The 26,048-nt window shown below is 59.7% G+C and carries 24 protein-coding genes and 1 tRNA gene; 5 read left to right on the top strand and 20 right to left on the bottom strand.

The features are described 5' to 3' along the window. The first annotated feature begins 90 nt into the window (after positions 1-90). Positions 91-3,219: an adenylate/guanylate cyclase domain-containing protein gene (locus OEZ49_RS15390; protein WP_263389149.1), complete on the top strand. Its 3,129-nt coding sequence runs from the start codon at positions 91-93 to the stop codon at positions 3,217-3,219. A 137-nt stretch (positions 3,220-3,356) separates the two neighbouring features. On the opposite strand, the gene OEZ49_RS15385 is transcribed toward OEZ49_RS15390, so the two are convergent. From OEZ49_RS15385 to bla, 4 genes are all read right to left on the bottom strand, one after another. Continuing rightward, on the bottom strand, positions 3,357-4,745 hold the full coding sequence (locus tag OEZ49_RS15385; RefSeq protein WP_263389148.1) for an adenylate/guanylate cyclase domain-containing protein: 1,389 nt from the start codon (positions 4,743-4,745) through the stop codon (positions 3,357-3,359). Positions 4,746-4,830: 85 nt separating this feature from the next. Then, the gene (locus tag OEZ49_RS15380) at positions 4,831-5,241 is read right to left on the bottom strand and encodes an ester cyclase (RefSeq protein ID WP_263389147.1); all 411 of its coding nucleotides are present in this window, start codon (positions 5,239-5,241) and stop codon (positions 4,831-4,833) included. Positions 5,242-5,724: 483 nt separating this feature from the next. Beyond that, positions 5,725-7,224, bottom strand: coding sequence for a serine hydrolase domain-containing protein (locus tag OEZ49_RS15375; protein ID WP_263389146.1), 1,500 nt, complete (start codon positions 7,222-7,224; stop codon positions 5,725-5,727). 130 nt (positions 7,225-7,354) lie between these two features. Then, on the bottom strand, positions 7,355-8,389 hold the full coding sequence (bla, locus tag OEZ49_RS15370; RefSeq protein ID WP_263389145.1) for a class A beta-lactamase: 1,035 nt from the start codon (positions 8,387-8,389) through the stop codon (positions 7,355-7,357). Between the two features lie 175 nt (positions 8,390-8,564). Here bla and OEZ49_RS15365 point away from each other — a divergent pair, with 175 nt between their 5' ends. Further along, the gene (locus OEZ49_RS15365; protein ID WP_239059667.1) at positions 8,565-9,611 is read left to right on the top strand and encodes an AraC family transcriptional regulator; all 1,047 of its coding nucleotides are present in this window, start codon (positions 8,565-8,567) and stop codon (positions 9,609-9,611) included. A 617-nt stretch (positions 9,612-10,228) separates the two neighbouring features. Here the strand turns inward: OEZ49_RS15365 and OEZ49_RS15360 are convergent. From OEZ49_RS15360 to OEZ49_RS15335, 6 genes are all read right to left on the bottom strand, one after another. Continuing rightward, positions 10,229-10,636 carry a hypothetical protein gene (locus OEZ49_RS15360; RefSeq protein ID WP_263389144.1) on the bottom strand — a complete coding sequence of 136 codons (408 nt, stop codon included), beginning with the start codon at positions 10,634-10,636 and terminating at the stop codon, positions 10,229-10,231. Between the two features lie 425 nt (positions 10,637-11,061). Beyond that, complete coding sequence (locus tag OEZ49_RS15355; protein WP_263389143.1) at positions 11,062-12,687, bottom strand: hypothetical protein; 1,626 nt, start codon at positions 12,685-12,687, stop codon at positions 11,062-11,064. 143 nt (positions 12,688-12,830) lie between these two features. Beyond that, positions 12,831-13,022: a hypothetical protein gene (locus OEZ49_RS15350; protein WP_263389142.1), complete on the bottom strand. Its 192-nt coding sequence runs from the start codon at positions 13,020-13,022 to the stop codon at positions 12,831-12,833. Between the two features lie 157 nt (positions 13,023-13,179). Then, complete coding sequence (locus OEZ49_RS15345) at positions 13,180-15,555, bottom strand: VapE domain-containing protein (protein WP_263389141.1); 2,376 nt, start codon at positions 15,553-15,555, stop codon at positions 13,180-13,182. Positions 15,556-15,741: 186 nt separating this feature from the next. Further along, on the bottom strand, positions 15,742-16,035 hold the full coding sequence (locus OEZ49_RS15340) for a hypothetical protein (protein ID WP_263389140.1): 294 nt from the start codon (positions 16,033-16,035) through the stop codon (positions 15,742-15,744). Between the two features lie 203 nt (positions 16,036-16,238). Continuing rightward, positions 16,239-16,325: transfer RNA gene (locus OEZ49_RS15335), tRNA-Leu, on the bottom strand. A gap of 142 nt (positions 16,326-16,467) precedes the next feature. On the opposite strand from OEZ49_RS15335, the gene OEZ49_RS15330 reads away from it, so the two are divergent. Continuing rightward, the gene (locus OEZ49_RS15330; protein WP_263389139.1) at positions 16,468-17,127 is read left to right on the top strand and encodes a DsbA family oxidoreductase; all 660 of its coding nucleotides are present in this window, start codon (positions 16,468-16,470) and stop codon (positions 17,125-17,127) included. Positions 17,128-17,167: 40 nt separating this feature from the next. Then, a complete protein-coding gene (gene lipB, locus OEZ49_RS15325; RefSeq protein ID WP_263389138.1) occupies positions 17,168-17,827 on the top strand; it encodes a lipoyl(octanoyl) transferase LipB in 660 nt (219 codons plus the stop codon). 48 nt (positions 17,828-17,875) lie between these two features. Here the strand turns inward: lipB and OEZ49_RS15320 are convergent, their stop codons facing one another. From OEZ49_RS15320 to OEZ49_RS15300, 5 genes are all read right to left on the bottom strand, one after another. Continuing rightward, positions 17,876-18,280 carry a helix-turn-helix transcriptional regulator gene (locus OEZ49_RS15320; RefSeq protein ID WP_263389137.1) on the bottom strand — a complete coding sequence of 135 codons (405 nt, stop codon included), beginning with the start codon at positions 18,278-18,280 and terminating at the stop codon, positions 17,876-17,878. 5 nt (positions 18,281-18,285) lie between these two features. Next, on the bottom strand, positions 18,286-18,456 hold the full coding sequence (locus OEZ49_RS15315; protein ID WP_263389136.1) for a hypothetical protein: 171 nt from the start codon (positions 18,454-18,456) through the stop codon (positions 18,286-18,288). 744 nt (positions 18,457-19,200) lie between these two features. Next, a complete protein-coding gene (locus OEZ49_RS15310; protein ID WP_263389135.1) occupies positions 19,201-20,142 on the bottom strand; it encodes a cation diffusion facilitator family transporter in 942 nt (313 codons plus the stop codon). Positions 20,143-20,224: 82 nt separating this feature from the next. Next, positions 20,225-20,641 carry an HIT family protein gene (locus tag OEZ49_RS15305; protein ID WP_263389134.1) on the bottom strand — a complete coding sequence of 139 codons (417 nt, stop codon included), beginning with the start codon at positions 20,639-20,641 and terminating at the stop codon, positions 20,225-20,227. Between the two features lie 447 nt (positions 20,642-21,088). Continuing rightward, positions 21,089-21,391: a hypothetical protein gene (locus tag OEZ49_RS15300; protein ID WP_263389133.1), complete on the bottom strand. Its 303-nt coding sequence runs from the start codon at positions 21,389-21,391 to the stop codon at positions 21,089-21,091. Positions 21,392-21,487: 96 nt separating this feature from the next. Here OEZ49_RS15300 and OEZ49_RS15295 point away from each other — a divergent pair, with 96 nt between their 5' ends. After that, positions 21,488-22,243 (top strand): response regulator transcription factor, encoded by a 756-nt coding sequence (locus OEZ49_RS15295; protein ID WP_203583083.1) that lies wholly within the window; start codon positions 21,488-21,490, stop codon positions 22,241-22,243. Between the two features lie 186 nt (positions 22,244-22,429). Here the strand turns inward: OEZ49_RS15295 and nusB are convergent, their stop codons facing one another. The 5 genes from nusB to OEZ49_RS15270 form a co-directional block, all read right to left on the bottom strand. Then, a complete protein-coding gene (gene nusB / locus OEZ49_RS15290) occupies positions 22,430-22,885 on the bottom strand; it encodes a transcription antitermination factor NusB (RefSeq protein ID WP_263389132.1) in 456 nt (151 codons plus the stop codon). Further along, positions 22,882-23,433 (bottom strand): 6,7-dimethyl-8-ribityllumazine synthase, encoded by a 552-nt coding sequence (locus OEZ49_RS15285; protein WP_263389131.1) that lies wholly within the window; start codon positions 23,431-23,433, stop codon positions 22,882-22,884. The genes nusB and OEZ49_RS15285 overlap by 4 nt, the downstream gene beginning before the upstream one ends. A gap of 1 nt (position 23,434) precedes the next feature. After that, positions 23,435-24,556 (bottom strand): 3,4-dihydroxy-2-butanone-4-phosphate synthase, encoded by a 1,122-nt coding sequence (ribB, locus tag OEZ49_RS15280; RefSeq protein ID WP_263389130.1) that lies wholly within the window; start codon positions 24,554-24,556, stop codon positions 23,435-23,437. A gap of 302 nt (positions 24,557-24,858) precedes the next feature. Next, positions 24,859-25,431, bottom strand: coding sequence for a hypothetical protein (locus OEZ49_RS15275; RefSeq protein WP_263389129.1), 573 nt, complete (start codon positions 25,429-25,431; stop codon positions 24,859-24,861). 4 nt (positions 25,432-25,435) lie between these two features. Beyond that, entirely contained in the window at positions 25,436-26,023 is a 588-nt protein-coding gene (locus OEZ49_RS15270; protein ID WP_263389128.1) for a riboflavin synthase, read from the bottom strand. Positions 26,024-26,048: the final 25 nt, after the last annotated feature.

Here is a 26,048-nt window from a genome sequence, read left to right as displayed (position 1 = left end):
GACGCAGCGGACGTGAGCACGCCGACAGTTGCGCGACATGCAATCACAAAATTGCTAAGGTGCCTCAGGTACGATGGTTAAGGCTTTAGGATGTCGGTCGCCCAATTTCTGGAGAGTGTTGGCCTGGGACAATACGCGGACGTCTTCGAAAAGGAGGCGATCGACGCCGATACTCTCGCGGATCTGGATGACGGGGATCTGCGCCATCTTGGCCTGCCGCTAGGGCATCGAAAAAAGCTGCTGCAAGCGCTTGCCTCCGATCCGGCAGCGCCAGAGTTCGGTCAAAGCGCATCAGAATTTCGGCGCGTATCGGTGCTGTTTTGTGATCTGGTCGGGTCCACGGAACTCTCCCAGAAAATGACCGCTGAGGAATTTCGCGACCTGCTGGCAGCGTTTCAGCGGGCCAGCGTCAGAGCGGTCGAAGCCCGCGGTGGTCATGTCGCCAAATATCTTGGCGACGGTTTGATGGCCTATTTTGGTTATCCGCGCGCCTACGAAGATGACGCGGTCAGGGCCGTTGAGGCTGCGTTCGACATGCTGGAAGGCGTTCACCGCATCGACACGCCAACGGGCAGCGTTCTTCGAGCGCGAATTGGAATCCATTCAGGCCCGGCCATTGTCGGCGAGATGGGCGCCGGGCTCTCGCGTGAGAAACTGTCCGTTGTGGGGGAAGCGCCGATCATAGCATCAAGACTGGAACAAATGGCCGAGGCGGATGAAATCCTCATTAGTGGCGAGGTCTGCCGTCTAGTCGAAGGATTCGTATTATCTGACGCACTGGGCGAGCGTCGGCTCAAGGGGGTCGACAGACCGATCATGGTCCATCGGCCGTTAGGCCGGACGGAGGCCAGAAGCCGGTTCGAAGCGACGCGAGGTCGAGGTCTCACGAGAATTACTGGGCGATCCGAAGAGATCGCCCTCATTCGCTCCCGTTGGAACCGGGTGCGTCAAGGCGATGGACAGGTATTCGTGCTGAGCGGGGAACCCGGCATTGGTAAATCGCGGATCGTGACCGATCTCCACGATCATGTTCTGGAGAGTGGCTGCAAGCCGATTGTTGTCCAATGCTCCGAGCAGCATGGCGGCAGCGCTCTCTACCCATTCATAGATGCGCTGGACCGGGCCGCAGGCGTCATCATGAGAGACGACGCAGCGACGCGACTTGCGAAGCTTTTGGATTTTGTCGGCTCGCTCCTGGGTTCAGACGCCGCGGAGCTCATGCAGGACTACCTTTCGGCCTCCGGCGAAGGGGCGACCGGAGAGGACGCCGCCAGGAGGCGGCGTGGCGCCATCGAGGTCTTGCTGAAATGGATGTGCTCAGGAACCGTCGACGGTTTTGCGTGTATCATCGTCGAAGATGTTCATTGGTCGGACCCCAGTTCGCGCGAACTGATTGGTGAACTGGCAGGCCGTTCCCGCGAATCCCCGATACTCCTTGTCGTCACTACCAGGCTGGCGTTTGCGGCGGACTGGGCGTCCCAGCATAACGCAACGATGCTGTCGCTGAACCGGCTCGGTCGCTCGGAGAGCCAGCTCATTGTCGATGAGCAGTTCCGCGGCCTTCAGGGTAAGTCGGAACAGATGCGTGACATAATTGATCGAGCCGAAGGCGTACCGCTGTTCCTGGAGGAACTGAGCCGCGCCGCGAAGGACATGGAACACAGCGGCAAAGAAAATACCGTACCGGCAACATTGCATGGGTCCCTGACCACTCGCCTGGACGGACTTGGAAAGGCAAAGCATATCGCCCAGGTCGGCTCGGTTCTCGGCCGGCGTTTTCCAGGCTTCATCCTTTCCGAGATATCCTGCGTCGAGGGCGTCGAACTTGAAGAATTGGCTTCGCGATTGGTTGGGGCGGACATCTTAGTTAGGCACGGCGCGTCGGCGGATGCGGAATACAGCTTTACCCATGCGCTTGTGCAGGACGCGGCCTACGCCAGCCTGCTGAACCGCGATCGCAGACGGCTGCATGGTAAGGTCGCGGACCACCTCTCCAGTCTACCTGCCGCCAGATACTTCCCGGTTGAAACGATTGCGGGTCATCTCTTCCGCGCCGAGCGTTTCGGTGAGGCCGCCAAACAGTGGCTTCTCGCCGGACGCGACGCCCAGAAGAGATCGGCTGACCATGAGGCTGTCGAGCATTTTTACGATGGCCTTCGCGCGTTAGAGGCAGTCCCGCCCTCTCGCCAGCGTGATGAGAGCGAGCTTGAGATCGTACGGGCGCTCGCGCCGCTCGTACTTGTCGTCAAAGGCTGGAGCTCGACCGAAACATCCGAGATCTACGCAAGGGCGCGGGTCCTGAGCCAGAAGCTTGATGAACCGGCGGCGCTCCTGCCCATACTCTATGGCGAATATCTCATCCACGTGTCCCGGGCGGAGTTCAACCCGGCGCTGAAACTTGCCCGCGAGCTGTTGAAACTTGCTGAAGACCTGGCCGACGATGCCGGATTGCTTCAGGGCCATCGCGTGATCGCTTGGTGCTCGCTCTATTTAGGCCGCCTGGCAGACGCCGAAAAGCACGCGTCCCGATTGCTGGCACTATATCGGAGTGACCATCACAGCCACGTCAAACTGGAATATGGCTACGATCCGAGGGTTGCAGGGCTCTCAATCCAGGCCATTATCTCCGCTCTCGGTGGCGATGCGGAGGCGTCGAAGAGGTCCGGAGAGAAGGCTGTCGCACATGCGCGGGCTATCAATCACGCCAGCAGTCTCGCCTACGCCTTGATGTTCGCCTGTGCGATACCGGCGGCGATGCGCTCCGACATGTTGATGGCCGGCGCGTTCGCCCAGGAACTCAGGCGTTTGGCGGATGATCAGCGCAGTGAACTCTGGGCCGCATATGCGGATATCATTCAGGGTTGGGCCGGAGACGACGGCGCGGAACTCATAAAATCCTCGATCAATCGCCTGTCTGTCACGGCCCGCAATCCCTGGCGTCCATTTTTTCTTGCGCTGTGCGCCGATAGCTTCCTGCGTTCTGGTCATACACGCGAAGCCCTGGCGATGTTGAATGAAGCTGCAAGTTCAGTCAAAAAGACCGATGAACGAAGCTGGGAGGCGGGGATCTATCGCCTGTTGGGGCGAGCGGAACATCAGCGTAACGGCGGCGCCTCGGACAGTGAACGCGACTGGATAATGAAAGCGATCGATGCAGCTCGACGGGACGGCTCTGTCATGGTCGAAGAGAGAGCGCGCGTTGATCTGGCAAGGATCTGACATGGCGTTGCGATGGACATGTTGTGATGGCCGCTTCGGGCTCTCCTGAGACATCTGAGCGTTTCGTTCAGGTGTCTGCAACGCCGCGTACAGAAGCCATTCAAGACGATGGGACGGCGCGGCGCGGCGATGGGAGTTCAACTTCTGTAAGCCTTGTACGTATAGATCGGCTCTGAAACACCTTTCAAATGTTTCCGCCCACGCTCTTCAAATCCGAGGTCGGAACCAGCAGCCAAATCTCGCACGGTCCTAGAGACCATACACTCGCTCGAACCCGCCTCTGACATAACCCGCGCCGCAATGTGAACGGCTAGCCCCGAAACATCATTTTGGCTCATCTGAACCTCGCCAGTATGCACGCCACTTCGGATTTCAAATCCCAGTTTGACTGCCCTTTCAGCGAGAGCCAAGGCGGCATAGACGGCGCGCGCAGGGCCGTCAAATGTGGCCAGGTGGCCGTCGCCCAAGGATTTGACCTTAACCCCTCGGAACCGCGACAGTTCCGTGTCAGCCATGGCTTCATATCGCTGCATGAGTTGGTTCCATGCCTCGTCGCCCATGCGCGTTGCGTGCTCCGTCGACCCAACGATGTCCGTGAATAAAACCGTCGCCAAGGTTCTATCGATCGCGGGCGCAGGTTTTGCGCCGGTCAAGAACTCTTCGATATGATCAGCGATCGTCTCCAGATCATCGCCGACCCACGGCAGATGATCATCCCCCGAAAGTTCAAGCATCTTGGCGTTTGGGATCAGTCGCGCCAGTTCCCGGCCGCCTTCCACGTCCACGATCATGTCGCTTTTGCGGTGAATGACCAATGTGGGGCATTGCACAGTGGGTAAGATCTCCGCGATGCTGATCTGGCGGTTTAAGTTCATCAGATCGACCACAGCGCTGGGACTTGCACCACCGCGTTCACGGCGTGCCCACCAACCCTGGTAGTCAGTGTCCCCGGCCATGGAAGGCGCATAACGCAAATAACCAGCACCTGTCCCCCAGAAGTCGCGAACATAACCGAGAAAGGCATCAAAGGCACTTTCGTCTTCGATCCATTGTTCAAATCGCGCCAGTGCCCCCTGAAGGACCAGAGCCCTGCACCGGTCAGGATGCGATGCTGCGAAGAGGGCAGCGAGGGTTCCCCCTTCCGACAAGCCAAATAAGGCTGCATCTTCGATACCCGCGTGATCCATGACCGCACGAATGTCGTCCATACGATCATCCATGCCGGGCATACCTTTGCCCCGATCGGACAGGCCGGTCCCGCGTTTGTCGAACATCACCACATTAGCGTATTCACCAAACCGTTCGAGCCAGGAGACGGAAGTGGGATGATCCCAGCAACAATCAAGGTTCGATATCCAGCCAGGCACGATCACGAGGTTCAGCTTACCGCGGCCGAATTTCTGATAGGCGACGTGCACATCTCCTGATTTCGCGTATCGTGTCGGCTGGGCCTTCATCCTCACCAAAATCCGGTCAATTTCGTTGGCTGTCTCTAATAAGTTGAGGCACATGAGCCTCGCGATCAACGATAGATACTAAACCGAGACCCGGCTAGACGATGTCTTCGCGGACCAACCCAGTCCTGCGAACGGCCGATGGTTCGGAGTTGCCTCAGGCCCAACCCAATTGCTTCAGGGAGTGTGCATCGTTCCAGATCTTTGTCATATGGCGGATCTTGTCGCCATCGAACTCCATAGCATAAACGTAATCAGCCGCGGCTGTCTTGCCGGTAGCTGGTACCGGGCCGTCGACAGTGTTAGTGCCATGAAAGACGGCAAAGGCTGTAACAACTCCACGGTCCGCATCTGTCGAGAAAGCCTTGAGTTCATAGTGCCCGTCCGGGATCGGGGTCAAAAGGCCCTTCATCCATTCGGCATAACCTTCCAGCGTGGTCACGTCCGCCAAGGCATCGGCCTGCGCGGAAAACGTAGCGCCGTCGTGGCAATAGCCTTTGCACCCTTCCCAGCCCTTACCGGTCTCGCAGGCTTCAAAGAATTCCCGTGCGGTGGTTTCGATTGACATAGTACATCCCCCCAGAAATCTGACTGTATTCAGCCTCTCGATGCAGTTCTAAGACAAGCTTACACCGAGGTTAGTCTTTTTCAAAATGTCGCCCACCGTCTTCCGAGGCTTCTTCAAGGTCTGCCTTGGGCTCTTCTGAGACATCTGACCGCTTTTGTCAGATGTCTGCAAAGCCGCGTTCAGAAGCCATTCGACGCGACGGGTCCGCGCGGCCACGTCCGCTTTGGTGCCTGAACGACCGCTCCTGCAGGCAGCTGCCGTTCGGCACTGATGCCTCCGACGTCCCAGATGCGGACTTAGCCGCTGTTCGCCGCAGAGCGCCACTAGCTTGCTAGCTGAATGACCGCTGTGCAGACAAGCGCCGCGGTCAAGGTCTTTGGGTTTAGTTTTCGCATTGGACTTCTCCTGTTGCCGATGCAACGGGTTCGGTGGAGAGTTCAATCTACGCTGTGCAGGATCGCCCCTCCACCGAACCCGTGGCTCTTACTCAGCCGGTTTGTCGAATGCAGTTCCAGAGAGCGAGAATTCGTCGACCGCCCCGTCGCCCCGAATGAAGATCCGGTGGTTGAATCGCACGAAGTTGAGTTCGCCAGACGGATCTTCGAGCAATTCGCCGAGAGCGCCCTCGTTCGGGCCTTCTGTGATGATGAAATAACCCTCGGCCGTGTTGGCCACATTGGCAGGCGCGGGATCTGCTCCGCTGGTCAATGCGGAGAACTGGACAAACACATATTTGTCGCCCTCTTTGCGGATCTCGATGTTTTGGGAATTCCCCTTGAAGACGCCGACGAAGGGATCGAGCACAGACGGATCAACGCCCGCTGCGACCGGAGAGTCGGCCTCGATTCCCGTGAAGGCTTTGACCATTGCGTCCGAAATTTTACTGTAGGCTTCGACTCCGCGATCGCTGTGGACCATGATCACCACCGCAAAGTCGTGTTCCGGTATCAGCTTCAGAAAAGACCGCGTGCCGGGCCAATTCCCCCCGTGGAAGGGGCTGGTGACGCCGTCGTAGTCATGGACGAACCATGTCAGTCCGGTAAACTCGCCGGCCGCAGCATCGACTGCCGGCGCATGGGCATAGTCCAGCGATTCCATGGACAACAGCTGGTTCCCGGTGGCGTCCTTGCCGTCCAGCTGAAAGCGGGCGTATTTCAGCATGTCGGTAACCGTAGACCGGATTCCGCCGGAGGCAGCGGACTCTCTTATCAACGGAATGTAGTACGGCTTTAGATCACTGACGCTGCCTTCCCCGTAGATCGGCGGATGACCCCACGCGTAATCTTTGGTCGGCGGGGTGGCGTCGTAGTTGAACGATGTCGAATCCATGCCGAGCGGAGTCAACAGGTTCTCTTCGATCAGGGTCTCGATCGGCTTTCCGCCGACATGCGACACCACATGGGTCGCGAAGGTGATACTGGTGTTGTTGTACATCCAGGTTTGACCGAACGGATAGATCTGCTCGACGTAAGCCGCCTGGAGCATGACCTTCTCGCTGATCGACCCACCCGGAGGCACAGTAAGGAACCCATGGTCGCCATACCAGCCAGCGTGATGGTGGAACAGGTCGACGACCCGCGCTTTCGACGTTGCATCGGGATCCGCGACCCTCCACCACGGCAGGATGTCGACGACACGCGCGTCCAAATCCAGAATGCCCCGTTCGGACAGCTGCATGGCCAGAGTCGAAAGGAAGGTTTTTGTCACAGAGCCAATTTGAAATTGCGTATCAGTGGTAACGGGCTCTCCGGTAGTTACGTTCGTGACACCGAGTCCGGCGCCGTAGGCGTTGGGCCCATGGATGACCCCGATACCAAGTCCCGGGATTTTCAGTTCCTTGATCAGTTCAGAGGCTTCGGCGAGGACCGCATCAAAGGTCGCCTGGCCCTCTTCCTGTGTCATGGCCTGCTGTGCGAGTGCCGGTGTGACGCACAGTAGCGACGAAACAAGCAGGGCAGGTATTGGTTTCATTCGGTTCTTCACTGGGTTTTTCCTTTGCATTGGAGTCTTCGCCAGATTTCCCCTGGCGGGAAAACGATGGCTCTTCCCGGAAGGTTCTGTCTTCGCAGTGCAGGATCGCACAGGCAGAGCGTGCACGGCGAAGTTTCCCCTTTTACTGCTTCGCCATCTGCCCGAGGTAGAAGTAGTCGAACAGCGACCGGGCGACCTCGGCGATGGCACGATCCCTGTCCGCCTCGGATGTCTCGCTGCTCTTGGTGAACACGGCGATGGCAAACCGACGACCGTCGGGGAGCGTGATATAGCCGACGTCATTGGCCACGCCCCCGATGGTCCCGGTCTTGTGCGCCACGGGCGTTCCTCTCGGCAGCAGCCCCTTGAGCCGGCCAGCGCCGGTGCGCGTGCGCGACATGACATCAATCAGGAAGTCGCGGCTCTCGGCGCTCATCGCCGTGCCACTGTCGATGGCAAGCAGGAGTTGCAGCATCGCAAGCGGCGTTGCATGGTCGCGGGGATCCGCCTCGAAGTCCAGATTGCGGTCACTGACGATCGTTGCAAGCTCCGGGTTGGTCTTGAAGGCCTCTGTGGCGACCTTCATCGTGGCCGGTCCCGGCAGACCATAGAATTCGCCGATGATCTCGCCAGTCGTCCGATCGACCCTGAAATCGGCGATCCCGAGCCTGCGCAGGTTTTCGGTCACGGCCGCGGCGCCGCCAGCCAGCCCGATCAAGGTGTCGGTCGCCGTGTTGTCGCTCTCCGTGATCATGATCTCCATCAGGTTCGCCACCGAAAGCTGAAGCCCGGGGTGCACGAAGGTGTCGCTCAGCGCAGCGTCGCCGATCATCATCATGTCGGGTGTGATTTCGACCATCTGGTCGAGGCTGAGTTCCCGCCTGTCCACGCGGTCCATTATCGCAACGGCGATCGCAACCTTATAGGTGCTGGCCATGGCGAAGGTTTCATCGCCATTGAACGCGATGACGTCGACGCCGCCGATTTCCTGCGCCGCAAAGCCGATGCGCCCGGCAAGCCCCGTAGCGACCCGCTCGATCGCGGCCCCAACGTACTGGCCTTCTGTTGTCTGGCTGTATGCCGGGCCGAAGGTGGCCGCCGAAACAGTCATCAGCACGGCAATAAGTGTTTCGGTCAAAAGGGATTTTCTGGCTTTTGCGGTGTTTTCCTTCGACATTTGATGGCTCCAACTCTTTCCGAGATCGCCAGGGCCGCGTGGCCATCGCCCGGGTCTCATCGTTTAGGGCTTGTTGATTAACATGCACGAAGCCCAACCTGTTTGCGGCTCATGCCGCCTGTGTCATAAACTTGTCCCACAAGGTTAACCTCAGGGCGTTGAGGGAGCAGCAAGAATGAGCAAGAAATCTGGCCCGAGATTCACGCGCGGGATGTTGCTTTTGTCCCCCTTCGCAAGGGCCTTCACCTCGCGGGGCGGCGATATTGAAGCGCTCCTGGTCCGAAACGGTATTCCCGTCGACGCGCTGACCGATCCTGCGATGCTGTTTGACGCGTCCGCCTGTTATTCCGCGATGGAGGATATGGCGGAAACTCTCGGTGATCCGTATTTTGGCGCAAAGGTGGCAATCGAAACAGCGAAGAAGGGAACGCCAGCGTTTCGGGATTCGGCGACCCATGCTCTCAACTTGGGTGATTTTCTGTCCCGGGTGGTGGTGGAAGTCTCAAAACAGGTTGATAACGTGCGGTACTCCGTTTCCATCACACCCGACATTGTAAGCTTCGACATTCGCCGCACCGTCAAGGTGACTAGGCCGTCAACACAGTTGGATGCAGTCGGCATCGCACTCTATGTGACTCTGATAAAGAAAGGGATCGGAGAAACCTTCGACCCCAAAGACATCCTGATCACTGCACCGACCACCCAGGGGCTTCCGCCGGGTTTTCTTCCGAAACAAGCGCTCATCACATCCCAGATCGACGGTTTACGGATTTCATTTCCGCCGCACTGGCTTTGGGCACCATTCTCGCTGGACTGGGACTTAGTGAAGGCGTCACGAGGGGAGTTTGCCACAGATGGCGCCAGCGAAGCGACCCTTTCCTATCTTCGCGGAATGCTGAGGGACAACATCGCTTATCAGGATCTGACACTGAATGACTTTGCCTCGATCTGCCGCATGCATCCACGTCGCATCCAGCGCATCCTGTGGGCACAGGGCACCTCCTACAGTCAGATGAAGGACGACGAGCGCAAGAGCATCACCGAAGACCTCTTGTCGAACACGACCCTACCCATCGCGCAAATCGCTCTCGAGGTGGGTCTCTCCAGCTCTGCCGCCCTAGACCGGGCATTCCGGCGATGGACCGGTAAGACGCCGTCAGATTTCCGGGGTGATCTCCCCCGCTATCAGGCCTATCCGGGGCCGGTGACGGGGTCACGCTAGCAGACTTCGGATGCTGAAGGATCCACCAACGTGCCCGATCGCAGCGTGATATGGGAACGAACAAGCGTCTGCCCTGGAGCACTTCCGGTATGGGCTCTCCTGAGACATCTGAGGTTATTGCTCAGATGACCGTTCTGTTGCGTTGAGCTGCCATTGGACGGGAAATTCGGCGGTTCCCATGCCCAAGGTCTGCTTCCTAAACACTCAGGTGACTGGTTGACGCGCATAGCCGACGTTCAGGGCTAAACTTATGAAAAACCGGCCATGAATGGCTGCTGCACCTAAAAACAGAAGCTGGCGGAAAAAGGGTTATGTCCGAGTCGCGGGACGTAGCAACCCTCGAACTATCCTCTGCAATTCGGATAAGCTGCGCTGTCCGCGCCGGGGCGCGCGAGGGCCATTATAACCCTAAACGTCAAAACGTTCCAGTAGCTGGAATCCCTAGGTCATTTTGTGCTTTGGATGACAAGGTGCAGACCCCTGCGCGGTGGGCGGTCCCCGGCAAAGGTTACGACCCACCCCGCCCCTGGGGGGACGGTTCGGGCGGCGCGTGTTGGCAACCTGCTGAACTGAAACAGCCTCGCTGGCAGTTATTTTTACACTGATTGTTGATCTACCTAATGCCTCTCCAGACTGAAGAATACGGGGAAATGGTTACCCTCTTCGGTGAGCAGAAAGACCAAGCCGTTTCTCCGCAGGAAGACGTCGCACCGTTGCCTTTCGCTTTGGAAGAAATCTACACAGACCCTGCCATCGTCTCGGATTTCAAATACGCCAAAACGAACAGTCGGTTCCGCCTCGTCAGTAAAGCTGTAAATGCCATTTTCGCTGTAATTTGAAAGCCCAAGACCTGGGATCGTCAGCAGTCCTGCCGAAGTGAGTTTACTGGCGTCATCATAGCCCAAGACTTCCCAGTCTCTTTCTGTGTTTTCGTCTTGAGCTTCACCATATTTCGGCAATAGATTCACACTTGCCAAAATTATTAAGCCGAACAAAAAGTGTTTGGATTTTCTCAAATTCAGCACTGTAATCACATCTCGCTCGGTCGGACATCTGAAGCAAGCCACGGGTGGCAAGGGATGCTCGTTCCATGCTTGCGAAGCATGTGCTTTTTCAGGTCGGCCAGTCAAACGGTTTTATGTGCGCGCCAAGCGGGTGCTTGTTGGTTGAAAGTCCCCATCGGAGAGGGGCGCAATGGGCGGATTGTGTTGAAAAATTTCGGTGTCCGCCCAGCGTTAGTCGATTTCGGAGAAAGCCTTTCTCGAAAAGCTCCCCCAAGAAATCATGTTCCCCAACCGATGCACGAACCGACGAACGTTCGCCCCCCACACACCCAGCGCCATCAATAAATCGGAGGGTCGTCTTCGTCCGGGTCGCGGGTTGGCAACGGATGCTCGGGCGGTTCTACACCATGACTGATCAGCCAGTCGCAAAAAGCAATGAGCGCCCTTTAGGTTTTCCTTGGGTCTTCGAACACAATCCGCCTTGGCGCTTTTGTCACTAAATGGTCATCGACGGATTCTTCGGGCACAAACCGCATTACTCCCCTAGCAAGCACCCACCACGCATAAAGAGGGCCAATCGCTGCCGCCATAACGACACGTCGAGCGAGATTAACCCCTCCTTGTGGAAGGACTCTCTGAGTGGCAACGATTAATTGATCTTGGGTAATTCGACCTCGAATGAATGCTGCGACAAACGGCCAAATCGCAGCTACGGTTGTTGCTGCTCCCCCGACCAAAGCCGCGCCACCCATTTCTGCGACAGAGATGGGTGCGACTTTTTCCAGTAACTCCTCAAAGTTCTCGAACGTGACTTCCTTCAAGTCATCGTTGCTGATCATGCTGGCCTGAACCAACTCGACGCCGTCAAATTGCTCGCCTACTTCGTTGGTCACAATTATCGGGATGTCAGGATAGCGGATTAAGGTTTCCTCAATGTATCCGGCGCTTCCCGTTGCTTTGATTTGGACCTCGATCATCTCTCCCGTCTCGATATTCTGGAAGACAATGTCTGAGCCAGGGTGGTTGAAGTCCTCGTGCAGGAAGCCCCTCTGAGGTTTGTCCTCCCAGCCCTCGCCGTTCCAGCTTTCGCTTTCTTGAACAAGCAGTTCAAACATTCGCCCGCGAACCAAACTCTCCATTCCTTGGTAGGCTTCTGCATCAATCTGATACGGTAATTCACCTAGCCGGTCTCGCATGTAAGTGGCGACGTCTTGGTCTCTCAAACCTGCCAACTCAAGATTGGTGTCGCGGATCGCCTGCATGAATATCTGACCAAGCGGACCTTGTAGTTGGTCAACACGACCTGCCAGCATATGGGCAAATGCAGCCATAGGGAAAATGTCGCCACGAAGTCTAACCGGGCTGTAAATGTTGCTACCCGTCAACCAATCGTAGAGCCTTCGGCCCGTCTCGGCATAGGTCTGCTTTGAAAAGCCTTTCTTGACGACGCCCCATTGAAATTTAACGAGTTCTCTGGTGCGAGACCAAACCGTATTAAACAGCCTGACCGGCACCAGAAACGCACCATTTTCGCGGGCTTCTTGGAAGCCGACCCAAAAAATGACGCCGACCAGACTTGTGGCGAACAATTCAGCCATTGCCGTGGCGGGCAGCAAACCCACCAAAGAAAAGAAGGAAAAGAAGAAACCTAGAATATGCTTGAGCGCCAACAAGATGGTGAATGCAACGCCAGTAGCGAGGCCGAAATATTTCAGCAGGTCGGTAAGTCCATCGACATGGACCCCGACCCGACGGGCAATCTGGATCGCCATGTAGAACTCAAGAGCAATCGCGACGAAAACGCCGATACCTAGCTGGCCCGGCAAGCCTGCAATGACCGCGTTGGCGACAGCAATCTGTGAAATAACCCGACGGATCTGCGCATCTGTGCCCGGTTCAGTTTCATTCCAGAGTCTTGCGGCTGGCTCGAAGATATAGGTCGCAAGACGCCTGTTCCGGAATAGCGCATCCACTTTAGCCCAGTTGCGTTCAAGAAAACTTGCCGCCCGGTTTCTGACGTTGTCGTCCCTGCGTGGTTTGAATACGGAGGACAGTGTAATGAAGAGGTTCAACTCGTTTTGCCTCTGCATAAGTGATGTTAGCTGCCGGGACAGCTTGTCACGCGCGGATCAACCCGGTCCATATAAAGTTCGATATAACACTGCATCCCTGACCGAACAGCAGCAGGGGCGATGCGGGGGATGGTGGTCAGCCCTCAATAGATCGGACGGTCGTCTTCGTCCGGGTCGCGGGTCGGCAGCGGATGGTCGGGCGGTTCTACACCATGACTGATCAGCCAATCGCGCACTTCGGTCCAACGGTCAGCATCAGTGGTCGGCGCGCGCCGACCTTCAAGCCGTTCCCAAGCGCGGCGCAAGTCGTAGGGGATCGAAGCGGGCCAAGTCATATATCGTTCCTTATAAGTAGACGGGTAGACACGGTAGACAGGTTTTCTTACACGTTCAAAAAAACCTGCTGTGCTATCTACTACAGTAGAAATTATCCTTTAATATCAACACTTCTACTACCTTATTTTCAGTGTGTAAGAAAAGCTATCTACCTATCTACCGTAGATATCTAGCTTGTCCCTTGAGGCTTCCAGACGTGAACTGCCCGTCACGTTTCCAACCATTGGCCTTGAGGATTCCAGCCACGCGATCACTGTCGGAGCGGGATATATCCTTCGGTTTATCGAAGCCCAGAGCGCAGAACAGAATTTCCCGGATCGAAACTTCCGCCCTCTCATCAACGTACCCCAGAACCGGTCCCGTCCACGGATCGTCTTGGTTCCGCTTCCGCTGTTCAGCGGTCGCAAGGGTCTCCACGATCCCTGAAAGCCACCACTGCTCACCAGCCTTGTATGCCGCGTAGGCTTCGGCCCAAAGCTGATCGCGGTCACGCTTCAGCGCGGCCAGATCAATGGTCTTCACTTCGACCGGCCAGAACCGACGCGATCCGGTTTCGTCGCGCAGATAATTGTCTTGGTTCGTTGTGCCAATGAAGATGCAACGGCGCGGACGTTTGACCTTTGTCCGACCGTAGGCGGGCCGATAACGGTCGTCTTGGCGCGACAGGAACGCTTTGGTCGTTTCCATTTCTGCCCGACGGACCATTTCCAGTTCGGCCATTTCGATGATCCAGACGCCTTGCAGATAGTCGGCAGCGTCCTTCGTTTTCAGATCGGGCACGCTGTCCGCAAACCAATCCGGCGACGCCAGCACCCGCAGCGCCTGCGATTTCCGAATTCCCTGCCGCCCTTCCAGAATTGTCATCGTGTCCACCTTGCAGCCGGGATCGACAGCACGAGCAACCGCGCCGATCAAGGTCCGCTTGCCGACTTCGGACACATAAAGGTCGGACGACGCGCCCATGTAGACTGATAGCCAAGTCGCAAGCCGTGGCGTGCCGTCCCACGTCAGCGCCTCAAGGTAAAACCGCACCGGATCGACCGTGTTCTGATTTGCTGCTGCAAGCATTGCCTTGGCAACGACATTCTCCGTTGCCCTCGGGAAGCCCTGACGGTTGAACCAGATTTCAGCAGCGGCAACGTCTTCGGCAGCCATCGCGTGCGGCTTGAACCGTCGCGGATCGGTGCCGGGGATCGGCTGGCAAATCTGGACTTCGCCAAGAAACTCGTCGAACGCCAAAACATCGGCCCATGCATCATGAGTTTCTAATAGCGCCAGCGCGGTCGAAGTACACCAGATCAGCTTGGTTCCATCGCTGATGAACTCGCCTTCGATTAGTTCCCGACGCGCTTCCGTCACGGACCCCAGCGGCATCGCACCAACCGGCACCACGCCGGACGCGGGCGGCAGCTTGGCGACGTCCCGCTCGAACCGGCGTTGACCCAGATCGGCCCGTCGACGGGCTTCAAGGTCAGGGGGCAGCACGACACCGGCCCGACGCAGTTCGTTCATGATCGTTCCCCATGTGACCGAACCGTTCGGGCGGGAACATTTACGCCACTGGCGGCGGATCGTTCCTTCGTCGTCCTTGCCGCCCTGCCAGCGTTGCGAGAACTCCAGAAACAGCGGCCAACCCGCATCGCCAAATTCCCAGTACAAAGCGTATGCAATGCGGAACCAGGTACCGCCATCGACGGTATTCGGGATCGCACGCAGGATGTCAGCGGCAAGTTCGATGTCGGGCGGATGATCGGCCAATTCGCTGGTGCCTTGTTCCTCGCCGGTCCGACTCGACCGACCGCGTGCCCAACCCAGACTGCGCGCCGCAGTGGCCAGTTCTTCGACGATGGTAGCAACATCATCCGCCGACACCGTCGGGCATCGGGCCGCCGACGGCGCGACGGGCTGGTCCGGTACGCCCGGCAATCCGCCCGGCCCGAACCACTGGTACGGTTGCCCGGTGATCGGATGCGTGCCCAATAGGACCATTTGCCGACCGGTGCCGATGATCTCGATTTGCTGTTTCTCGCGACCTTCAGCGTTGAACTCGACCTTCGACGCCGAGACCGGATCACCCGCCACGCGGGCCACGATCAGCATCTTCGGCCATTGCCCGACGCGGTATTGCAAGTCGGGCCACCTGCGGCGCAGGGCGGACAGCCACGCGGCGGCGAGTTCGGGGTCGGTTGCGTCCAGATCGAACCCGACGAACCGGTCTCCGCCCAGCAGGCCACAGGACGCACCAGCGGCGTCGTGAAGGGCGATGTCCTCGGGGGTGATCTGGTAGCCGACCCAGCCCGACCTCGGGTGCCAACAGCCGTTGCGAACGTAGCCGGGCACCTTGCCCATGTGCTTGGGATCGACGTCGGCTGGTTGCATCCACGATCCGTCGGCGGCGTAACCACCTTGGAATAGCACACCGTCGACGGGGATCAGCGGCACGAGACGGTCGAAACCTGCGGTGAATGCGGTCGCTAGATTGCCTTGCGATGCGACTTGAGTGGATGACGGGTTGGCTGTATCTTTCGCCATGAACAAACGCCTCATTTCTCGGGGTATAACGGACCGTCCGGCACGTAGCGGGGCACGGACGGTCCGAGCATCAGACGGGCGGCCATTGGTCGCTCGTTTGCTTGGGCGGTGGTCAGAGGCGCGTTGGAACCTGCCGCACCCCCAAGAGTATCAGCCCTGATTCAATGGTACTTGCCGAATTGTTGTTCATGAGCCGACCTCGTTCAGCGCTTTCAGAAAAAGCTGAATCGCCACGGGCGATGCCTTGTCGAGGATCTTCGGCGAGACAATGGCGCAAAGACGATTGTAGTCATCTGTGCGAAGGCCATTGATCATCACGTCACTGTGCTTCTCGGGATAGTAACGGACGACGCCTCCATATTTGACGTAGGCCGGTCCCGTACCAGCCAGACGCCAGCGACGGAGTGACTCTGGTGTGGTGCCGAGTTCCACCGCCTTTTCGGCAATGGTCAGCATCGGGGTGGTGGTGATTACAGTCATGAATTCCTCGCGCACAAAAGCAGACCACCGTTTGGTGGTTGCGGGTTGGCGCGTGCGATAGGAATGTCACGCTGTACGACAATAGACAACACGAATCGAAATCGCGGTCAACAGCGAATTATTGCAACGTGGGGCAATAAGTGGGGGCAAATACGACATGCCAAGATCAAGGTATTGATTTTATTAATTTATTATGGAAAATTTGGTGCGGTCGAGAAGACTCGAACTTCCACGGGTGTTACCCCACAGCGACCTCAACGCTGCGCGTCTACCAATTCCGCCACGACCGCACTGCCAGTGACTTGGTAGAGCGGCGTATAGACGAGGGTCGCAGGGATGTGAAGAGGCAAAAATCACCTCTGCTTGAATTCTCTTCCCCCGCCCTTACCCTTGGGCTTAGAACGGGATGCAACAGACAAGCAAGGAAGAGACATGACCGCGACCGATACCCGCCCTGTGCTGCAAATCGACATCGTATCGGATGTGGTCTGCCCCTGGTGCATCGTTGGCTTTCTGCAACTGGATCAGGCGCTTGCACAGACGGGCGCATTGGCGAAACTGCGGTGGCACCCGTTTGAGCTGAACCCGCAGATGGGGCCCGAAGGCCAGAACCTGCGCGAACATATCATGGAGAAATACGGCTCCACGCCCGCACAGAGCGCCGAGGCTCGCGCCCGCCTGACCGGAATCGGGGCCGATCTGGGCTTCGCTTTCAATTTCACCGACGACAGCCGCATCGTGAACACCTTTGCCGCCCATCAACTGCTCGACTGGGCCGAGGGCCAGGGCCGTCAGCATCCGCTGAAACTGGCGCTGTTCGCGGCCTATTTCACCCAAGGCGTCGATGTATCCGACGCGGCGGTTCTGCTCGATGTGGTGAAGTCGGCCGGGCTGGACAGGGCGGCCGCCGAAGCGGCGCTGGCCTCGGGCGCCCATCAGGCCGCCGTGCGCGAGAAACAGAAGTTCTGGACACAGCACGGCATTTCCGGTGTCCCCTCGATGGTGTTTGGCGGCAAATACCTGCTGACCGGCGCGCAAGGGGCCGACACTTACGCCCAGGTGATCCAGAGGTGCCTGGCCGAGGCGGCCTAGCCCCCTTCCCCTGCCCCGACTCGCGCGCTAAGACGACGCCATGGAATGGAAGACCACAGACGGGCTGACCGATTACGACGAGGCCGTCGCCTTTATGGAGGCGCGCGCCGCCGCCATTGCAGCGGGCGAGGCCGAGGAATGTATCTGGCTGCTGGAACACCCGCCGCTCTACACTGCCGGCACCTCGGCCCGGCGCGAGGATCTGACCGACCCCGACCGATTTCCGGTATACGACAGCAAGCGTGGCGGGCAGTATACCTATCACGGCCCCGGTCAGCGGGTGATCTATGTCATGCTCGACGTGGGCAAGCGCGGCCATGACGTGCGCCGCTTTGTCCAACAGCTTGAGGAATGGGTGATCGCGGCGCTGGCCGAGTTCAACGTCCGCGGCGAAATCCGCGAGGGCCGCGTCGGCGTCTGGGTCCGCCGCGACGACAAGCCCCGGACGGCCACCGGTAAACCGGCCGAGGACAAAATCGCGGCGATCGGAGTACGGATCCGCAAATGGGTCAGTTTCCACGGCATCTCGATCAACGTGGAACCGGATCTGAACCATTTCTCGGGTATCGTGCCCTGTGGCATCACCGAATTTGGGGTCACGTCCCTGGTCGATCTGGGTCTACCGGTCACCATGGCGGATGTCGATGTTGCCCTGCGACGCAGTTTCGATCTGGTGTTCGGAGACGATCAGCCCGATTGACCCTTTGGCTGGCAACTCGTCGAGCGCATCCAGAACAACATCCGGGCGCTAGTAGATCAGGAACTGGCCAACATCCTCGAGCACGTGGAAAGTGGTATTGGAGCTGGTCCCGGCAAACTCCTCTGCCGCACAGATGGTCACCACTGGATCCAGCGCGCCATGCAGATAGATCACCGGTCGGACCTTGAGATCACCGGGCTGATAGCGCTGCATCTTGAGCCCTGTGGGTTTCTCCAGCACCTCGTCGTTGAGATTGACAGAACCGGGGTACCCGTTGCTCCGCAGCGGATTCCCCCGCGAGATCGGAAAAGCCACTAGCCGGATCAGGCCTGCCTGCTCTGGGGCGCCTGTCTTGGCCAAAACGGATTTTGCCTGACTGCGGACCACATTCTCAGATCGGCACGAGCATTCGGCAATCACGCGCAGGCTGTGCCCCTCCATCAGGTTGCGCACGAAATCTATTTCGTCGAGGACAGGCCAAAGGACGAGACCAGAATCCATTCAGCGGCGGGTTTCCATTGATAGTCGAGGCTTTCGATCATGATCTGCCCCAAACCCTCGTCACAGGGGGCCATGCGCACGATCAGGTGCCGGGGCCGCATGCCCGTACCCAGAACTACGGTCTGCACCAGATCCGCTTCCTCACGCACCACCTCTAACAGGTTGTCGAGCGTCCGCGCGCTCGGAACAGAAAAATGCGCCCTCAGCGTCTCAAAATCGCGCGGATTATCAAGTTATTGGGGCGTCGTCTGTCCGGCTGCCCGGACAGGTTCATCTACACCGATCAGAAACGAAACCCGGCGCGCCAATGATGCTTCGCTCCAGCTAGGATTGCGGTGCCTTGCACCCAGCTGTTCCAAAGGCACATTTGGCCGGCTGAAATGGTCCTGCAATAAGGGAGCAACCTGCGACTCCGCGACCGAAGTCTATTTGTCAGCCATAGGGAAAACGCCCATGTCCCGCAACAAATCCGACAGGTGGTCGCCCCAAACCGATACAACATGCTCATAGTGTTCCGGCCGCAAAACGATCTCGTAGATTGCAGCGATATCTTGCTCTCTGCTGGGAGTTACATGAGTTCCGAAAACGTCGCGAATAGTTGACCTCCCAAACGCAACGACGGGACCATTTTTGACATGGTGACAAATCCGGCCACAGCCTGCACAAACGCCGTAACGAACTAGTGATCAGATTAACCCAAATGGGTCATGCGACGAGCTACCAACACATGTCAAAACCGCATGTACTGTTCAGTGAGTGAGTGGTGTTTTCATCAAGTCGCGTTTGCCTGCCGGTCTTGACAGGTGGCAGCAGACCATTGTTTCCGATCCGCCGCCCCGTGTTGAACGGGGCGGCAAATTCATCGCGGCCCGTCAGGCAAAACCGCTGCCGATCCGGGCCGGGTGGACACAGGCATGGATCGCGCATTCTACTTCTAACGTTGTGTGCTCAATGGAAAATTCCTGCTCAAGCCCGGATTTTACCCGATCTTTGATCGCATCCGCCTGCGACCAGGCGCCTGGCGCGATTACCAGATGAGCGGTCAAGGCAGTCGCGTTTTCCTGAAGGCTCCACAGATGGACATGATGCACCGCCTGCACCCCTTCCACGCCTTCTACATAGCTGGCCACGCGTTCGGGTTCCAGCCCCGGGGGGGTGCCGAGCATCAGGACTTGGATCGCGGCACCGGCTTCGGCCCGGACATGCCACAAAATGTACAAAGCGATCATCAGGGTGACCAGGGGATCCACCCAGGTCCAGCCGAACCAGATAACCGCTGCCCCCGCGAAGATTACCGCGACCGAGCCCAGCGCATCGGCCACGTTGTGCAGGAACGCGGCTCGGATGTTCATCGAGTTCTTCGACAATGACCAGGTCAGCGCCGCCGTCACTAGGTCGACGACCAATGCGACGACGGCAATCCAGACCACCAGCCAACCGTCGATCGGCTGCGGTTCGAAGAACCGCATAACCCCCTCGTAAATCAGGTAAAAAGCAAGAACCACAAGGGTCGTGTAATTGACCAGGGCGGCCACCACCTCGACCCGCCCATAGCCGAAACTCATCCTGTCATCGGCGGGTCTGCGGGCGATCTTGCGGGCAAAGAAGGCGATGATCAGCGCCACGGCATCGGAGAAGTTATGGAGCGCGTCGGCGATGAGGGCGAGGGAGCCGGAGAGCAGGCCGCCTGCGATTTGTACAAAGGTCAGCGCCATGTTGACGGCAATGGCCCAGGCGACGCGGGCGTCGCCTGCGGCGGCTTCGATGTGGTTGTGGTGATGGTGGTGGTGATGGTGGTGGTGATCGTGTGGCATGTGGATGCGGTCCCAATTGCGGTTCGCATCCACAGCTAGGGGCTACAGCCGCTATAGGTTCAAGGGGCAGGCCCCAATTTTCTTAATCCAGCGCGGCGCGAATCCTCTCGGCCTGTTCGGCGATCAGCGCCATGTCGCCCATCTGTCCGGGCGGGCGAAGGCGGACGCCTTCGTGCCGGGGCAGCACGTGGAAATGCAGGTGAAACACCTCCTGCCCGCCCACTGCCTCGTTGAACTGTTGCAGGGTAACCCCTTGGGCATCAAAGGCTTTCATCACCGCATGGCTGAGTTTCTGTACCGTGCTCATGACCGCGGCCAGCTGCGCGGGACTGGCGTCCAGCACGTTGCGGCACGGCGTCTTGGGGATCACCAGCAGGTGCCCGTCGGCCCGAGGCATGATGTCCATGAAAGCAAGGGTGTCTTCATCTTCGTAAACGCGGGTCGCGGGGATCTCGCCGCGCAGGATACGGGCAAAGATGTTGTCGGGATCATAGGCCATGTCGGGTATCCGTTCTGTCAAACCGTTGGCGAGAGTTGTGGGCGAGGCGCCCGGCAGGGTCAAGCCGCAGGTTTGTACGGCAAACTGACAGTTTTGTACCCGGGTTTGAGGCGGGATTGACCGTTTTGTACGCAGCCGAAAGCCACCGGCCAGCGCCTTCCCTGCCTTGAAGCCGGTCACGCGGCGGGGCGGTTTCCCGCCGGTCATCGGACAAGGTGATCACCTGTCTTCCGATCCCTCTTGCGCGCGCCCGGTGGCGGCCCTACTTATGTCGACGGCGGGTTCTGCCCTTCTCGTGACAGGTAGCATTCCGGTGGCCTTAAACATTTCCGAGGGGGCTGGCTCTGTTCAGGTCCTGGCCTGATTACCTGGCGCCCACCTGTATATACAGGTCCTCGGGAATCGAACCGCACGGTCGAACCCTGGTGGTTCCCGCCGCACCTCTGATCAGCCGCGCCGCGCCGCCTCTTGCCGGACGGGTGCGGGGCGCAGATCGGAGACGGCGCTGCCGCCGCGCGGCCCCTCGTCGGTTTCGGCCAGGCTCATGATTTTCCAAGCGAATTGCACCCCGGCAAAGACGATGCCGTTCATGAACCACAGCATGAACACCGCCAAGAGCGCCGAATCGGAGCGCGCGATCAGCCCCTTCAGTCCGGCAATATCCAGCCAGATCAGCCCGGCGACAAACACCGCGGACAGTGCAAAACCGACAAGAACCTGGGTGACGTAGAGACGGATCAGCTGTGGCATGGCCAAACTCCCTGTTTTCCAAAAAAATTCTAGCGCAGAATGATCCGGAATACAGGGTCATGCGTAACTGCTGCGACAATATATGCCGGGACCGGAATGCGAAATATCACAAAGTTTGCGCTCGATCTGTTGGAAAGCCTTTCCCATATCTTTGACGATGCTGCCCGATGGGACCACACGGTAGAGCGGCTGGGCGCGTTTGGCTTTCGGGCCGTGAACATGGGGCAGTTCACGCCAAAGACGGGCATACTGCACTGGGCGCGCAGCTCGATGACGCCGCAGTGGCTGAAGATCTATGCCGAGAGCGGCTATGCCGATGCCGACCTGGTCCTGGCGCAAACCGTGCAGGGGCCCGACAGCCTGTATATCGATTCGGGCCGGCGCCTGTTGCAGTCCAACTCGGCCACGGCCGCGGGCCTGTATTCCGGGCTGGTCGAGCACGGCTATCAGCATGTGTTCAGCCTGGTGGTCCCCTGCCCCGGCAATACCGCGATGCTGGTGGCCCTGTTCACCGACCACCCCGAGGCCGAAGCCTGGATGACCGAACAGGAAAGCGGCATGCGCATCCTGGCCACCGTCATCGCCACCAACCTCGGCCCCGGGGTCGAAGGCGACCAGAACGCGGGCCAGGATCTGGCACCGATTCTGGGGACAACCGCGCCGCTGTCGCGGCGCGAGCGCGAGGTGCTGCATCTGCTGGCCAACGGTCTGCGCAACGAGCAGATTTCGGAGACACTGGGGATCAGCGAAATCACCGTGCGCACGCATCTGAAATCGGCCCGCGACAAGCTGCGCGCGCCGACCCGCGAAGCAGCGCTGGTACGGGCGGTAAAAATGGGGCTGCTGAATTAAGCCACCTATCGGAAGAGATAGGTTTCGCGGTCACCTTTGATCCGCTAGCGTCTGGGTACCGGGTTTCTGCTGTGAGTGGTGGCGCCTGGCTTTTTCATCTAGGCATTTGTCAATCAAGGCGCGGCGCAATCCGAGGATTGATGCCGCGTCTTTTTTGGCAACGTCCGGGGGGCGGCAGATCGCGAATCAGAACGCCTCGGGCCGGGCCTCGCGCGCCATGTGGTCCAGAACGGCATTGACGAAACTGGTCTCGCGCCCCTCGGGGAAGAATGCGCGCGCGATATCCACGAATTCGGTGATCACCACCTTGGGCGGCGTGTCGCTTTGCGTCAGTTCGGTGGCAGCGGCGCGGAACAGCGCGCGCAGTGTCGGGTCGATGCGTGAGATCGGCCATTTCGCCACCAACGCCCGGTCGGTCATCTGGTCGATCAGGGCCTGGTTGTTGACCGCGCCATCGACCAGCTTGCGGAACAGGTCGGTGTCGCCCTCGGCCATCTCGTCGCCGTCATAGACCGCACCAAAGCGGTGATCGAGAAACTCGTTCACCACCGTCTCGACGGTCTGGCTGGAATGCTCCATCTGGAACAGGGCCTGCACCGCATAGAGCCGGGCCGCCGATTTCATCTGCCGTTTGGTGTTCATGCGGAAGCGGTTCCGTTGCCTTTGTCTGCCAGGAGGATCGACTCGGACATCGGTTTGAAGCCCACGCCCTTGGTCGAAGCGCCCCACTTACGGCTGAGCGCGATCAGATGCAAGGCCGCAGCGGCGGCGCCGCCGCCCTTGTTCATCGCCGCCGGATCGGCGCGCACCTCGGCCTGGGGGCGGTTCTCGACCGTCAGGATGCCGTTGCCGATGCAGGCGCCCTGAAGGCCCATCAGTTGGATCGCGCGGGAGCTGTCGTTGCAGACGGTGTCGTAATGCGTGGTCTCGCCCCGGATCACGCAGCCCAGCGCAACGTAGCCGTCGAAATTGCACATCCGGTCGGCCATGGCGATGGCGGTGGGCACCTCGAGCGCGCCGGGGACCTCGACCAGCTCCCAGCTGCCGCCCACGGCCTCGATCTCGGCCTGGGCGCCGGCGACCAGATTGTCGGCGATGTCCTTGTAATAGGGCGCCACCACGATCAGCAGTTTCACCGGCTTGTCGAATTCGGGGCGCGGCAGGATGTAGTGGGTCTCGTGTCCGGCCATGTCAGGCGTCCTTCAGAATGGGGCGGGTGCCAACGATGGACAGGCCATAGGCGTCGAGCCCGAGATATTTGGTTTGCGGCGAGTCGGTGAGCAGGATCAGCTCGTGCAGGCCCATCTTGGACAGGATCTGGGCACCCAGACCGGTCTGCTTGATGGTGCGCACGCCGTCCTCGTCGCTGGCATAAAGCGCGTTGCGTGGCTGCCGGAACAGGCAGACGACGCCGCGGCCTTCGGCGGCGATCTTCTCCATCGCGCGCGGCAGTTCCTGGGTCGGCTTGGGGCCAAGCCCCAGCACGTCCGATGCCTCGTGCAGCGCATGGGTGCGGGTCAGCACCGGTTCGGGGGTCGAGACATCGCCCTTGACCAGCACCACATGTTCGATACCGTGGGTCTGGTCGGTAAAGATGCGCATCTCCCAGTCACCGCCATATTCCGAGGTGACGGTGCTGCGGGCGGTCTCGTCCACCAGATTGTCGTTGCGGGCGCGATAGGAGATCAGGTCGCTGATGGTGCCGATCTTCATCCCGTGGGTGGCGGCGAACTCCACCAGATCGGGCAGCCGCGCCATGGTGCCGTCTTCCTTCATGATCTCGCAAATCACGCCCGCGGGTTTCAGCCCGGCCAGACGAGAGATGTCGACCACCGCCTCGGTATGGCCGGCGCGCACCAGCACCCCGCCCCGCTTGGCCCTGAGCGGAAAGACATGGCCCGGCGTTGCCAGGCTTGCCATGGTGTTTTGTTCGTTGATCGCGGTGGCCACGGTCAGCGCCCGGTCGGCGGCGGAAATGCCGGTCGACACCCCCTCGCGCGCCTCGATCGAGACGGTAAAGGCGGTCTCGTGCCGCGACGAGTTGTTCACCGCCATCATCGGCAGGCCCAGACGGTCGATCCGCTCGGCGGTCATCGGCAGGCATATCAGCCCGCGGCCATGGGTGGCCATGAAGTTGATCGCGGCAGCATCGGCGAATTCGGCGGCGATGCACAGGTCGCCCTCGTTCTCGCGATCTTCGTGATCGACCAGGATATACATCCGGCCCTTGCGCGCCTCCTCGATGATCTCCTCGATCGGACTGATCGCGTCGCGCAGGCGGGCCTCGACGGGTCCGGGCGTTTCAAAGCTCATGGGGCGGCCTTTCAGCTGTCTTGGTCTGTTTGCGCAGATAGACCACCCGGCGCGCGAATGCCAGTACACAAACGGCAGACAGGGGGTCGGACGCGGCGTTGCGCGCGGCGAGGCGGGCGTCCTCGCGCCCGGGGCGGCTCCGCGCCCGGCCCAACGCCTGGGGGCGCATCTGCGATGCGGCATCAGGGGGCGGGAGCGCCACCCTGATCCGGTGGGCAGGTCAGAGGGGGCGCTGCCCCCGTCGCGCCTTGCGCGACTCCCCCGGAGTATTTTGGGCGAAATGAAGAGGCGGGGTTGGAGCTCTAGACGGCCTGGTGGCGGAAGTATTCGGCCGAGGACAAATAGCCCGCGGCACGGCCTGCGGCGACCCACTCGGTTTCGAGCGGCGCGTCGCCGATCACCAACACCGCCGAGCCCGGCAAGCGCTGCGCCTGGATCAGCCCCTGCACGCGGGCGCGCATCTCGGACCAGCTGTCGACGAGGCGCGGCGCGCGGGCGGCATCCTCCAGCGCCTTTGTGGCGGCCAGCACGGTGGCCGGGGCGGCGGGCGGATGCACCAGCGCCAGCCGATGGGCATTGCGTACCTCTGACAGCGTTCGAGCCTCGGCCTCGGGCATCTCGCCGCCCGAGCCGAAGATGCGCAGCGCATTCGATGAGAACAGCAGACCCATGATATCCTGACCGGAATACTGGCGCACCTTGGCATAGGTGCGGTAATCCATGCCCAGTTCGGCGGCGCGGCTCATCCGCATCTTCAGCACCAGCATCGGGATGGCATTGGGCATCAGCGCCTTTTGCGCCTGCCGCCAGGCATGGGTGCGCCAGACCTGCCCCGGCTCCATCGACGGCCCGCCGTTGTGCCCGAGCCCCGCCATGGTCCTAACCCGCCTCGGCGAGGCGCGCCACATAGCGAGCCAGAGTGTCGATCTCGAGGTTCACAAGGTCGCCCGCGCGGATATCGCCCCAGGTGGTAGCCTCTTTCGTATGCGGAATCAGGTTGATGCCAAATTCATCACCCTCGACCTCGTTCACCGTCAGCGAGGTGCCGTTCAGCGCCACCGAACCCTTGGGCGCGATGAAGCGCGCCAGCGCGTGCGGGGTGCGGAACCGGACCCGCGTGCTGTCGCCCTCTTGCGTGACCGAAATCACCTCGGCCACGCCATCGACATGGCCCGACACGATATGGCCGCCCAGCTCGTCGCCCACCTTGAGAGCGCGTTCCAGGTTCAGCCGCTTGCCGACCGTCCATCCGCCGAGGTTGGTCTTGGACACGGTCTCGGCGCTGACCTCGACATCGTACCAGTCCGCGCCCAGCGCGATCACCGTCAGACAGACGCCGTCGCTGGCGATCGAGGCGCCAATGTCGATGCGCCCGGTATCATAGGCAGTGCGGATGCGCGCCCGCAGGTCGCCGCGCTGCTCCAGCTCGACCACGGTGCCGATGTCGGTGACGATGCCGGTGAACATGTTTTTACCCCGCGCTTGTATGCCT

The sequence above is a fragment of the Ruegeria marisflavi genome (genome assembly GCF_025673445.1).
Classification (GTDB): domain Bacteria; phylum Pseudomonadota; class Alphaproteobacteria; order Rhodobacterales; family Rhodobacteraceae; genus Ruegeria_B; species Ruegeria_B marisflavi.
This window is presented reverse-complemented; position numbering and strand designations above follow the sequence as displayed.